The organism is Pantoea sp. GL120224-02 (genome assembly GCF_900215395.1).
GTDB classification, from domain to species: Bacteria; Pseudomonadota; Gammaproteobacteria; order Enterobacterales; family Enterobacteriaceae; genus Pantoea; species Pantoea communis.
On record NZ_OBEC01000017.1, the window covers coordinates 36,677 to 48,916 of the forward strand.

11 protein-coding genes and 2 pseudogenes are annotated in these 12,240 nt (G+C 54.9%); 1 reads left to right on the forward strand and 12 read right to left on the reverse strand.

The window, feature by feature from the left end; all coding sequences use genetic code 11:
• Positions 1 to 2: 2 nt before the first annotated feature.
• The 11 genes and pseudogenes from CRO33_RS23090 to pilM form a co-directional block, all read right to left on the reverse strand.
• Positions 3 to 680: a phosphoglycolate phosphatase gene (locus CRO33_RS23090; protein ID WP_058960590.1), complete on the reverse strand. Its 678-nt coding sequence runs from the start codon at positions 678 to 680 to the stop codon at positions 3 to 5.
• A complete protein-coding gene (gene rpe / locus CRO33_RS23095) occupies positions 664 to 1,347 on the reverse strand; it encodes a ribulose-phosphate 3-epimerase (protein WP_034819612.1) in 684 nt (227 codons plus the stop codon). The genes CRO33_RS23090 and rpe overlap by 17 nt, the downstream gene beginning before the upstream one ends.
• A gap of 65 nt (positions 1,348 to 1,412) precedes the next feature.
• Positions 1,413 to 2,225: an adenine-specific DNA-methyltransferase gene (gene dam, locus CRO33_RS23100; protein WP_034819614.1), complete on the reverse strand. Its 813-nt coding sequence runs from the start codon at positions 2,223 to 2,225 to the stop codon at positions 1,413 to 1,415.
• A 96-nt stretch (positions 2,226 to 2,321) separates the two neighbouring features.
• Positions 2,322 to 3,362 carry an SPOR domain-containing protein gene (locus CRO33_RS23105; RefSeq protein WP_097119707.1) on the reverse strand — a complete coding sequence of 347 codons (1,041 nt, stop codon included), beginning with the start codon at positions 3,360 to 3,362 and terminating at the stop codon, positions 2,322 to 2,324.
• Positions 3,363 to 3,535: 173 nt separating this feature from the next.
• Complete coding sequence (gene aroB, locus CRO33_RS23110) at positions 3,536 to 4,624, reverse strand: 3-dehydroquinate synthase (protein ID WP_097119708.1); 1,089 nt, start codon at positions 4,622 to 4,624, stop codon at positions 3,536 to 3,538.
• Positions 4,625 to 4,663: 39 nt separating this feature from the next.
• Positions 4,664 to 5,185 (reverse strand): shikimate kinase AroK, encoded by a 522-nt coding sequence (aroK, locus tag CRO33_RS23115; RefSeq protein ID WP_034820046.1) that lies wholly within the window; start codon positions 5,183 to 5,185, stop codon positions 4,664 to 4,666.
• Between the two features lie 481 nt (positions 5,186 to 5,666).
• A pseudogene (hofQ, locus tag CRO33_RS23120) lies at positions 5,667 to 6,926 on the reverse strand (DNA uptake porin HofQ).
• Positions 6,868 to 7,248, reverse strand: coding sequence for a HofP DNA utilization family protein (locus CRO33_RS23125; protein WP_097119709.1), 381 nt, complete (start codon positions 7,246 to 7,248; stop codon positions 6,868 to 6,870). Before CRO33_RS23125 ends, hofQ begins: the two are co-directional and overlap by 59 nt.
• Positions 7,238 to 7,732, reverse strand: a complete 495-nt coding sequence (locus CRO33_RS23130) for a HofO family protein (protein ID WP_097119710.1) — start codon at positions 7,730 to 7,732, stop codon at positions 7,238 to 7,240. Before CRO33_RS23130 ends, CRO33_RS23125 begins: the two co-directional genes overlap by 11 nt.
• A complete protein-coding gene (locus tag CRO33_RS23135) occupies positions 7,725 to 8,270 on the reverse strand; it encodes a PilN domain-containing protein (RefSeq protein ID WP_255253304.1) in 546 nt (181 codons plus the stop codon). The genes CRO33_RS23130 and CRO33_RS23135 overlap by 8 nt, the downstream gene beginning before the upstream one ends.
• Positions 8,267 to 9,076: a pilus assembly protein PilM gene (gene pilM, locus CRO33_RS23140; protein WP_097119711.1), complete on the reverse strand. Its 810-nt coding sequence runs from the start codon at positions 9,074 to 9,076 to the stop codon at positions 8,267 to 8,269. The genes CRO33_RS23135 and pilM overlap by 4 nt, the downstream gene beginning before the upstream one ends.
• A 242-nt stretch (positions 9,077 to 9,318) precedes the next feature.
• On the opposite strand from pilM, the gene mrcA reads away from it, so the two are divergent.
• On the forward strand, positions 9,319 to 11,868 hold the full coding sequence (gene mrcA, locus CRO33_RS23145; RefSeq protein WP_034819629.1) for a peptidoglycan glycosyltransferase/peptidoglycan DD-transpeptidase MrcA: 2,550 nt from the start codon (positions 9,319 to 9,321) through the stop codon (positions 11,866 to 11,868).
• A 36-nt stretch (positions 11,869 to 11,904) separates the two neighbouring features.
• On the opposite strand, the pseudogene CRO33_RS23150 reads toward mrcA, so the two are convergent.
• Positions 11,905 to 12,240, reverse strand: a pseudogene (locus CRO33_RS23150) (IS4 family transposase); the annotation flags it as partial.

Genomic DNA, 12,240 nt, shown 5'->3' on the forward strand with positions numbered 1-12,240 from the left:
AATTACAGCCCGAGAGCGGGCAAAAGTTCGCTAAAAGTATCGAGAGTGAGATCGGGTTGGCTGGCGGCAATCGGCTCGCCATAGTTGTAGCCAAATGTCATACCGACATTAGGTACACCCGCAGCCTGAGCTGCGTGAATATCATTACGAGAATCACCAACAAACAGTAATTCTTTTTGCAGTACGCCAAAGTGACCCAAAACAAGGAAGATCGCTGCCGGATGGGGCTTTTTCACTACCACATCATCACCGCCAATAATCAGCGTGAAGAAATCGGCAATGCCCAGCGATTGCAGCAAAGGCGCGACAAACGGCGTCGGCTTGTTGGTGACGATGGCCATCGGCAAGCCTTTGGCGTGCAGCGCCGCCAGCGTCTCTTTCACCTGCGGAAACAGCGTGCTGCCCGCTTCCACCGTTTCGGCGTAGTACTTATCGAACAACGAGCGCGCGTCGCGCTGCTCCTCGGCGTGCGGTTCACGGCCTAGTGCCCAGGTCAGCGCACGTGTCATCATCACATCTGCGCCATTGCCAATCCAGGTGGAGGCCAGCGCAAGGCCGGGCGGCGGCAACTGCAAGTCGCCTAAAGCATGATCAATGGCCTGTGACAGACCCGGTGCGCTATCGACCAGCGTGCCATCGAGATCAAACGCCAGCGCGCGGATATCAGTGAAATGAGCCATTAACTTTCTCCAGTTCGCCGCGCATTTCGTCGATCACTTTTTTGTAATCGGGGTGACCAAAGATGGCTGAACCGGCCACAAACATATCCGCACCTGCCGCCGCGATCTGACCGATGTTATCGATCTTCACACCGCCGTCCACTTCCAGACGGATATCGTAACCGCTTTGATCAATGAGACGACGCGCCTGACGCAATTTGTCCAGCGTGCCGGGAATGAAGGATTGACCGCCGAAGCCAGGGTTCACTGACATCAGCAGAATGATGTCGAGTTTATCCATCACGTAGTCGAGGTAATCGAGCGGCGTCGCCGGATTGAACACCAGACCCGCTTTACAGCCGTGCTCTTTGATCAGTTGCAGTGTGCGGTCAACGTGCTCACTGGCTTCAGGATGGAAGGTAATGTAAGTCGCGCCTGCTTTAGCGAACTCTGGAATCAGTGCATCCACCGGCTTCACCATCAGATGCACATCAATCGGTGCCGTAATGCCATAGTCGCGCAGCGCTTTCAGCACCATTGGCCCCATGGTCAGATTAGGCACATAGTGGTTATCCATCACGTCGAAATGCACCACATCCCCGCCTGCTGCAAGCGCTTTGGCGGTATCTTCGCCCAGGCGAGCAAAGTCAGCAGCAAGAATTGAAGGGGCCAGCAAAAATTGTTTCATCCGATTCTCCCAATTTTGTGCGCCAGCCAGAGCTGGCGTAATGCGTTGGTCGCGGACGAAACAGGCTAGCGGAAAAGCGCCAGCAGTTCGTCAACCTGAGTGCGACCACTTATGCTTCGGCTGATGGAACGCCGGGCTTTGACTACGTGTAAAACCGCATTCTGATACCACTCACGCGTGAGCAGCGTGTCGTGGTTGGAAATCAGCACCGGTATGCTGTTTTCATGTGCCAGCTTATTTGCCAGCTCGGCCAGATGCTGCTGCTCGCGCAGGCTAAAGCTATTGGTGTGGTACGCGGTAAAGTTCGCCGTCGCCGACAAGGGCGCATACGGCGGATCGCAATAAACCACTGAGCCAGCAGGGGCGTTGTTCAGAGTAACATCGTACGATTCACAGACAAAGGTCGCTTTTTGCGCCCGTTCGGCAAACCACAACAGCTCCGCTTCCGGGAAGTAAGGTTTGCGATAACGACCAAAAGGCACATTGAACTCACCGCGCAGATTGTAACGGCACAAACCGTTATAGCCATGCCGATTGAGATAGAGAAACAGTAATGCACGCTGATATTCATCTTTGCTGGCGTTAAAGGCCAGACGTTGCGCGTAATAGGTCTCTGCGATATTACCTTCAGGCGTGAACAGCTGCCGCGCGTCTTCAATAAACTCAACCGTGCGGTTTTTAACGATGTTATAGAGATTGATCAGGTCACCGTTGATGTCCGCCAGGTGATAGCGATCATAATCGGTGTTGAGGAACACGGAACCGGCACCCACAAAAGGTTCGACTAAACAGTCACCTTGTGGCAAATGACGACGGATATCGTCAAGCAGCGGGTATTTCCCTCCGGCCCATTTAAGGAAAGCGCGATTTTTCTTCATGCTGTCGTGGTTATTACATCTTAATTATGGGCTGTGGTGGAACCGACAGCAGCTTTGCGCTTTAAACGGGGCCGCATGATCGCAGCCCCACATCAATTACTGACTTTCTTTCTTCACCTGACTCAACGGTTTTACCCACGGATTTGCCGCACGAACTTCAGCAGGCAGTGATGCCACTGCGCGCTTGGCATCGGCTGGCGTAGCGTAAGCACCGCTGACCAACACATACCAGGGCTGACCGTTACGCGTGGTTTTATACACATGATAACCGCTCAGATTTTGTTTCTTCGCCCAGGCATTCAGGCTCTCTTCTTTCGACGCACCGCTCAACTGCAGCGTGTAGCTGCCACCAGTTGGCAGTGACTTACTGGCACCGCTGCTGGCACTCACAGGTGCATTGTGTGCGGCGGTGGTATGTGTTTTATTCTCTTTTGCTCCGGCGACTGGTTTCGACGTGGCCGGCGCTTTATGCGCGGTGTTGCTGTGCGTTTCACGTGAACCGTTGCTATTAGCACGCGCAGGTATTTCAGAGCGCATCGCCGGAGGCGTTATCGCTTTACCGTTACCGCTCACCGTAGCAGGCGCAGTGGGCAGTGAACTGTTGCCTTGCGCACCCTGTGCGGCGTTATCAACCTGACCTTGCTGGTTGCTCAACGCACTGTTGAGATCGCCCGGCAGCGTCACACGTTGCTGATTGGCTGGCGTATCGACAGGCGCAGCCTGTGTCGGTGTTGAAGACACCGCTGGCATAGAAATCGAGTTGGAATCGCTGCTTGCTGGCGAGGATGATGCAGCTGACGTCTGTGGTGCGTTTCCTTCCGCTGAAGGCGTGGCGTTTTGCTGGCCGCTCATGGACGTCGAGCCGGAAAGGTCGATGTTCTTTTCACCACCGGTTGCCGTCGGCGCCGCATTGCCATTATTAGCTGTGGTCGCTGGTTTCTTTTCATCTGGACCGGTCAATGCCGAACCGATGCCCAGTACTACCAACAGCAGAACCAGGATGCCGATCCCCATCATCATATGCTGACGAGAAACAGGTACCTTCACTTTCGGCGCAGAAGACGTTTTGCGTGGCCGCGTAGGACGGCGGTCACTGGCATCAGGTTTTAACTCGTCTTCCGGTTTGAACTCATCCATCTAGCCTCCTCCGTAAAACGGCACGCTTCCCACGCACCGCATCACCACTCTACCCGTCATACTCAAGCTGAAACGGCGTTGGTTGCACTTTATTATCCAGACGCTCACTCACATCAGCGCCTGGAATGCATGCAATGCTCACCTTGCTGCAGCTCAACTTATTCCGGATATCTTCAGTATTTTATACAATCGTTAATCGCAGCCAGCACCATATCATGTGCCACACCTGCGCGCACTTCAGAGCGGCCAATTGCGAGAGGCAGCACCAAACGCATTTCACCCGCCAGCACTTTCTTATCGCGCATCATGTGCGGAAGATACGCTTCTGCTTGCATGCTTTCCGGGCCGTGCACCGGTAAACCGGCACGCAGAAATAGCGCGATAATGCGATCGGTATCCGCTGCAGAGAACTGTCCCAGACGTTCAGCGGTACGCGCAGCCATCACCATGCCTGCCGCAATCGCTTCGCCATGCAACCAGTTGCCATAGCCCATGTGTGCTTCAATCGCATGACCAAAAGTATGGCCCAGATTGAGCAGCGCGCGTTGACCGTTTTCACGTTCATCGGCGGCGACCACTTCAGCTTTGAGTTCACAGCAGCGACGGATGCAGTAGGCCAGGGCTTGCTGATCCAGTGCCAGCAGAGCATCAAGATGCTGCTCCAGCCACTGGAAGAACTCGCCATCGAGAATAATGCCGTATTTGATCACTTCCGCCAGACCAGACGCTAATTCGCGCGCCGGCAGCGTAGCCAGGCAATCGGTATCGACCACCACTGAGGCTGGCTGGTAGAAGGCACCAATCATGTTTTTGCCCAGCGGATGGTTGACGGCTGTTTTACCGCCGACCGAAGAGTCGACCTGAGACAGCAGCGTTGTCGGTACCTGGATAAAGCGCACACCGCGTTGATAGCTCGCAGCAGCAAACCCAGTGAGATCACCAATCACACCGCCGCCGAGCGCAATTAACGTGGTATCACGTCCATGCGGTTTCTGCAGCAGCGCGGTGAAGACATCGTCCATCACAGCGAGCGTCTTGTACTTTTCACCATCAGGTAAAATCACCTGATCCACCTTCACGCCCGCCTGCGAAAGCAGTGCTGACAGCTTGTCGAGGTAGATCGGGGCAAGCGTCTCATTGGTCACCAGCATGGCGTTATCGCCTGCTTTTAGCGGCCAAAAAGAAGCCGGATCGTTAAACAGTCCGGCAGCGATGGTGATGGGGTAACTACGATCCCCGAGTGAGACAGTGATCTTCTCCATGATGACCGATACCTATTGCTGAGCCGTCAGGGCGCTGGATTAATTTTTTTCCAGCATGTTGATGATCTGATTGGCGACAACTTTTGCACTTTGATCGTCAGTGCGAATAGTGACGTCAGCGATCTCTTCATAAAGTGGATTACGTTCGCCAGCTAAAGCTTCCAGTACTTCGCGCGGTGGCTCTTCAACCTGCAACAACGGACGTTTTTTATCACGCTGTGTACGAGCAAGTTGCTTCTCGATAGTCGTTTCAAGATAAACGACCACGCCGCGGGCGGAGAGACGATTGCGGGTTTCACGGGATTTGACAGAACCACCACCGGTCGCCAGGACAATGCCTTGTTTCTCGGTGAGTTCATTAATGATCTTCTCTTCGCGATCGCGGAAACCGTCTTCGCCTTCCACATCAAATACCCAGCCTACATCCGCTCCGGTACGTCGCTCAATTTCCTGATCGGAATCGAAAAATTCCATATTGAGTTGCTGAGCTAACTGACGACCAATAGTGCTTTTGCCGGCACCCATCGGCCCAACCAGAAAGATATTGCGTTTCTCTGCCATTTTATCGGTATTACTAAGAATTCGTTGATGATACCCCGCGTTCAGCATAGTGCTGGCGGGACAGGAACTGAGACCTCATGAGCATTAACAAGAGTCAGACTGAAAATTATCTCAACACTCATGGCCGTTTGGCAACCGAATAAATTGCCCCCGGCGACCTTGTAACAGGACCGGTCTGTGGTTCGCGAGACGGTAATGCCCCTCCTGTTTCCTTCACACTTCAAGCAGCATGCGCGTTGGCTGTGTCTTTTCATCCCTGAAACTTACAGAAATAAGCTTAGAAATGAACGCTTTCACCACCGCGCTTTAACTCAATTTATTTAAGGAAAATATATTCTGACGCCAGTATCGCTTGTGACTGACGCCCATCGGAAGGTTATCCTGCCGCGTTCCGCTACACCGTTTTAAAAATCGCTAAACCTTGTAAGCTAATTCCTGCCCTGCGTCAACGCAGATGGCAAATCAGAGTGAATTTTCCGCTTTATCCGGCTGTAAGCGCTGCTTCCCTGACCAGTCTGGGGGTAATGAAGATCACCAACTCCTTCTTTTTATGTTCTTTGGTTTGCTGACGGAACAGCGTTCCCAATAGGGGCAGTTCACCCAACCAAGGTACCCGCTGCTCGGTCTGCATGCGCTGTTGTTAAAAAATCCCGCCCAGCGCCAACGTTTCGCCATCACGCAGCGTCACCTGGGTTTCAATTTCCTGCTTATCAATACTCAGCACGCTGCTTTCACCCACGTTCAGGCTGCGCCCCGGCATGTTCTGGCTTAAGCGCAGTTTTAACTGAATCCGTCCATTCCCCAGCACCATGGGCGTCACTTCCATCCCTAACACTGCCTCTTTAAATTCAATCGCCGTTGCACCACTGCTGCCCGACTTCACCTCGTAAGGAATTTCGGTTCCCTGTTTAATGGAAGCGGTTTGCTGATGAGAGGTAAAAAGCCGCGGACTGGCGATGATTTCAATTTGGTTCTCCTGCTCAAGCGCGCTGAGTTCCAGATTTAGCAATCCGCCACTGACCTGACCCAGCGTAACGCCCGCGCGCAAAGCAGGATTATTTACCGCCAATGGGATCTCCAGCTGTGGATGATGCAAGGCTGCCGTCACACTTTGGGCAGGTGCGGTGTGCCAGTTCACTCCCAACTCACGCAGATGCTCTTCATTGATGGTGATGATGTGGGCAGACAACTCGACCTGTTCGAGTGGCATATCCAGCGCGCGCAACCAGCGCGAGGCGTCACGCAACGCGGCGGCGGTGTCACGCAATAACAAGCTGTTGGTGCGGCTATCGACCGTGACACTGCCGCGTGAAGTGAGGAGTGAACGCTCCGCTTGCAGACTACGATAGACATCGCTGGCATTGGCGTAATGCAGCGTGACGGACTGCTGTTCGAGAGGAAGTTGCTGTTGCCGCTCCTCATGTTCTGTTTTCGCCTGTTGTGTCTGCATCTGTTGCCAGCTTTCGGGATAAACCAGCAGCACGCCCTCTTCCTGCACTACGGTGAGTTTTGCCAGCCGGGTCACCAGCGCCAGTGCGCGTTCCCATCCTACATTTTCCAGGCGCAGTGATAAGCGCCCTTCAACGCCAGGTGCAATCAGCAGGTTGGTTTGTTGATAATCTGCCAGCGCCTGCAAAATACGTTCAACGGGGGCATCATCAAACACCAGGCTTAAGCGTTCTTCATTTGCCTGCAGGGGCAGGCTCAAACTCAGGCACAGCAGTAGTGTCATCCATTTCATAATATCCTCCTTTTATAGACCAGATGATTTGCTGCGGCGGGCAGCTTTGCGCGACATGCAAGGTCATGCTATTCGCGGTTAATGCTGCCACCTGCCAGCTTGAGCGCGGTAACCGAGCCGAAGGGCCAAGCCGATGATTTTTTCCTTCTGGTGAGCGTAGCCAGGCAACATAGCGCGTGGGAGTACCGATAATGCCCTGCAACCGCCAGCCATCAGGTTCAGCTACCTGCATCCGACATTGCACCTCGGGCAGCGGCTGAAAGGGATCGCGTGCCAGCGTAAAGCCGCTCCACAGCACTAACAGCCATGCACTATGGCGCATCTCCATCCTCCAGCCACAGCTGTGTGTTCAGCGCTCCCTGCTCTTCTTTGAGTTCAAAGCGCTGCGGTACAGGCAGGCGAGTCAATGACAGCTCAGAAAACAGCGGAACAAATTGCGTCCAGCCGAGCCGCAGCTGTAACTGCTGCGGCTGATTATCCGGTAGCCAGCTTTCCAGTTGATCGCCGCGCGCGGTGATCAAAGCTTCAAGCGTAGCTTGCTCAGTGACGCCACTCATGGGTTGCTGTAACCGTGCGATTTCCTGTTCCAGCACGTTGATGGCAGGTCGTGCAGCCAATAGCTGCTGACGCTGCATCATCTGTTGTGACATCACCGCCTGCTGGCGTAATTGGGCAGCATGGACCTGTTGCTGCGGGCGAAGCAAAATCCACCACGCCATAAGCATCAGCAGCAGAGACATGCCTAACAGGCAGGCAATCCGCCACATCAGGGCTAAAGCGAGCCAGCGCTGTAATGCATCATTCACCGATGTTCTCCTGCATCCGCGCGCGCAAGACAAATCGATAGTGCCCAGCGGTTTGGCGCTGCACGCTGGCCGGTTTAACCGTGGCAAACAGCGGCTGCCGCATCAATTGATGACGAAAATCCTGGATCGCCATCATGCTCTGCGCCTGCCCCTCGAACAGCAAGACGCCCTGGCGCCGCTCCACCCGTTTGAGCCAAAGCGTGTCCTGCATCAACATTGGCAAGCGCAGCCAGAACTGTTGCCAGCGCTGATGCTCATCCTTTTTACGCTGTCGTATCCGCTGCGTCTCTAATAGCTCATCGCGTTGCTGCAGCAGCAGTTGCTGTCGCGTCAACTGGCGTTGCAACGCTTCATGCTGTTGGCTGATATCCGCCAACGTCCTGTGCATCTGGCCCTGTGTCTGGCTTCCGCGCCACCATAACGACAGCACCATCATTACAGTCGCCAGCAGGACGCATCCCAGCAGGGAAAAACTTTGCTGGCGGCGGCGCTGCTGCAACCGGACGCGCCAGGGTAATAAATTGACGGCCAGCATCATGCATCCTCCGGGCGCAGCGCCAGACCCAGCGCAATGGCAAACTCCCCTTCGTGCGCGGGCAATGGCGGCTGCCGGTAATGCAGTAATGAAAGCGGTTGACAGTGCGCCACGCTGGGTTCAGCCAGGCTGTAGGTCGAGGTGCAAAAGATGGAGGATGCCTGAGGGAAGGTATCACGCAGTTTCGCCAGCGTTAGAGGCTCTGTGGCCGCGCCTGATGTGCCCGGCTCACCGGCTAACGTCCATAGCCAGTGATCGCTAAGCGGATGGATTAAAAGTTGGTCACGATGCAGCGGCATGCGCATGGCGATTTGGGTCAACGCCAGGCTGCTCAGTTCAAAGACATCGGGTCGCAGGCCAGCCTCCTTTAACGGCGCCAGCCACTGCGCAATCACTTCACGCCGAGCCGCCGTAATGCACAGTTGCGTTGCATTGCGTGCCGAGCGGTAGTCAATCGACAGCGTGGCGGGTTCAACCGGAAACAAGCGTGGCGCCGAGGATGCCACATAACGGCTCATTGCTGGCTCACTGAGCGAGGTTTCTGGCAGCGGCAATGTTCGCTGCAACACCAGTTGCGGGGGCAAGCCAACTCGCAGTGAATAGCGTTTCGGCAGATGGCGCTGCCAGCGCGTCAACATCTCCTGTAACAGTGGGGTAGTTTGCAACACGCCGTTGCGTAACGTATCGTGCGGCAGCGGTTGCTGCCACCAATGGCGTAACTGCCAGCCATGACGTCGGCGTTCAATGCCCAGGGCGCAAAGTTGCCCGTTTTGGATGTCCAATCCAATTTGCCAGCGCTGAAAAGCCATATGCGCGATCTCCTTATCTTTTAAGGTAAAAAAAGAGAGACCCTCAATCTTTCGAGTGGCGGCAAGGCGGAAAACGAACTATTACTCAGGCGCTTACCGAAGTCAGCGTCTAAGGTGAGCTCGCGCAGCCGACGTAGCTGCCGCTCGAAGTATGACGGGTATATCAAAGCGTCAGGCTTGCCTTTATACTACCGCGCGATTGTTTATAAACTGCCCAAACGACAACAGATGGGAATTCTCAGGTGAAGTTCGTAAAGTATTTATTGATTCTTACAGTGTGTTGCATTCTGCTGGGAGCAGGCACGGTTTATGGTTTGTACAAATACATAGAGCCGCAGCTGCCTGATGTGAACACGCTGAAAGACGTGCGTTTGCAAACCCCAATGCAGGTTTACAGCGCGGATGGCGAACTGATCGCCCAGTACGGTGAGAAGCGCCGCGTGCCGCTCACCTTGCAACAGATGCCGCCTGAGCTGATCAAAGCGTTCATTGCAACCGAAGACAGCCGTTTCTATGAGCACCATGGTGTCGACCCGGTGGGCATTTTCCGTGCTGCCAGCGTCGCGCTGGTGTCCGGCCATGCTTCGCAGGGTGCCAGTACCATTACGCAACAGCTGGCGCGTAACTTCTTCCTTAGCCCTGAACGCACGCTGATGCGTAAGATCAAGGAAGCGTTCCTGGCGATTCGCATTGAACAACTGCTGAGCAAGGATGAAATCCTCGAGCTCTACCTCAACAAAATTTATCTGGGTTACCGCGCCTATGGTGTCGGAGCGGCTGCACAGGTCTATTTCGGTAAGCCGGTTGATCAGCTTTCGTTGAGTGAGATGGCGATGATTGCCGGTCTGCCGAAAGCACCATCAACCTTTAACCCGCTTTACTCTCATGCGCGCGCGCTGGCGCGTCGTAATGTGGTACTGGCGCGTATGCTTGACCAGAATTACATCACGCAGCAGCAATATGATGCCGCGCGCAACACGCCGCTGGTCGCAACCTATCATGGTCCCGAAATTGCCTTCTCCGCACCTTATCTGAGCGAAATGGTGCGTCAGGAGATGGTGAAACGCTATGGTGATGCCGCTTACGATGATGGCTACAAAGTGTATACCACCGTCACGCGTCATCTGCAGGAGGCCGCACAACAAGCTGTTCGCAATAACGTGATGGCGTATGACATGCGTCATGGTTATCGCGGCCCGACCAACGTGCTGTGGAAAGTGGGCGAAGCAAGCTGGGATAAGAGCCGCATTCAAAACGCGCTGAAAGATCTGCCGACCTACGGTCCACTGAATGCCGCCGTGGTGACCACTGCCACGGCCGATGAAGCCACCGCGATGATGAAAGACGGCAGCAGCGTCTCTCTGAGTATGGCGGGCGTTCGCTGGGCGCGTCCTTACAAATCCGACACGCTACAAGGCCCGACGCCCCGCAGCGTGACGCAGGTACTGCAGGCAGGCCAGCAGATTTGGGTGCGTAAAGTCGATAACGATTGGTGGTTAGGTCAGGTGCCGCTGGTCAACTCGGCCCTCGTCTCGCTCAATCCAGAAGACGGTGCGGTACGCGCGCTGGTCGGTGGTTTCGACTTCAACCAGAGTATGTTCAACCGTGCGACACAGGCACTGCGTCAGGTTGGTTCAAACATCAAACCGTTCTTGTATACCGCCGCGATGGACCGTGGACTGACGCTGGCTTCCATTCTGAATGATGTGCCTATTTCACGTTGGGATGCGGGTGCCGGAGCCGACTGGCGCCCCAAAAACTCACCGCCGACCTATGCGGGGCCTATCCGCTTGCGTCAGGGCCTGGGTGAGTCGAAAAACGTGGTGATGGTACGTGCGATGCGTGCGATGGGTGTGGATTACGCCGCAGAGTATCTGCAGCGCTTCGGCTTCCCAGCACAGAACATCATCCATACCGAATCGCTGGCACTGGGTGCGGCTTCGTTTACCCCAATGCAGGTGGTGCGCGGTTATGCCGTGATGGCTAACGGCGGCTTCCTTGTCGATCCTTACTTCATTACCAAAATTGAGAATGAACAAGGCGGCGTAGTGTTCGAAGAGAAACCGAAGATTGCCTGCCCACAGTGCAATCTGCCGGTGATCTACGGTGATACCAAAAAATCGCTGGCGTTGAGCGAAGAGAGCGTGGAAAACGTCGCGACCTCCGATCAATCGCAGAATCAGGCGGTGCCACAGCCGGAGCTGGAGCAAGTGCCTGCTCAGCCGCAACCCGCAGGTGACCAGCAATACGCACCGCATGTGATTAATACACCGCTGTCGTTCCTGATCAAAAGCGCACTGAACTCCAACGTGTTCGGTGAGCCAGGCTGGATGGGGACAGGCTGGCGTGCGGGTCGTGACCTGAAGCGTAACGATATTGGCGGAAAAACCGGTACCACCAACAGTTCAAAGGATGCGTGGTTCTCGGGTTACGGCCCTGGTGTCGTGACCTCAGTGTGGATTGGTTTTGATGATTCACGCGCGCTGGGCCGCTCGACCATGTCAGGCGCGATTCCTGACCAGATTTCTGGCTATGAAGGCGGCGCGAAGAGTGCTCAGCCTGCCTGGGATGAGTACATGAAATCTGCGCTGGATGGCGTGCCGGTACAGCCGCTGACACCGCCAGATGGCGTTGTCACTGTGACGATCGATCGCGGTACGGGCAAGCTGGCCAACGGTGGCGGCAATACCCGTCAGGAGTACTTCATCAATGGTACTCAGCCAACGGAGTATTCAGTGCATGATGTGGGCACCACACTCATGGACAACGGCCAAAGCCACGAACTGTTCTGATCAAAAAAGCCGGCGTATTCGCCTAATGCTTGTCAGTTAAGATCTTAATGGAGGCCGCAGCGGATAACGTTGCGGCTTCTTTTTTACCGCCCTTGGGTAATGCCGCACTCTTCTTTCCGGCAGCACCAGCCCTGGCGCCATCGCCATTATCTCTTCCATTATCCGCGGTATTTTTCCCCCTGAGATGCCCGGTAGCAGGCTCAGATGACTTCTCAGATACAGTGCGGACTGCTTAAAACTCATCTGATAAGGTTCCACGCCTTTCAGGCTGTACGCCATCTGCGCCATCATGAACCTCAGAAGGTTATAGGCCAGGACCACGCCCCACAGCTCCTGACGCACAAGTTCTGGCTTTTTGCTTCTCAGCGTCAG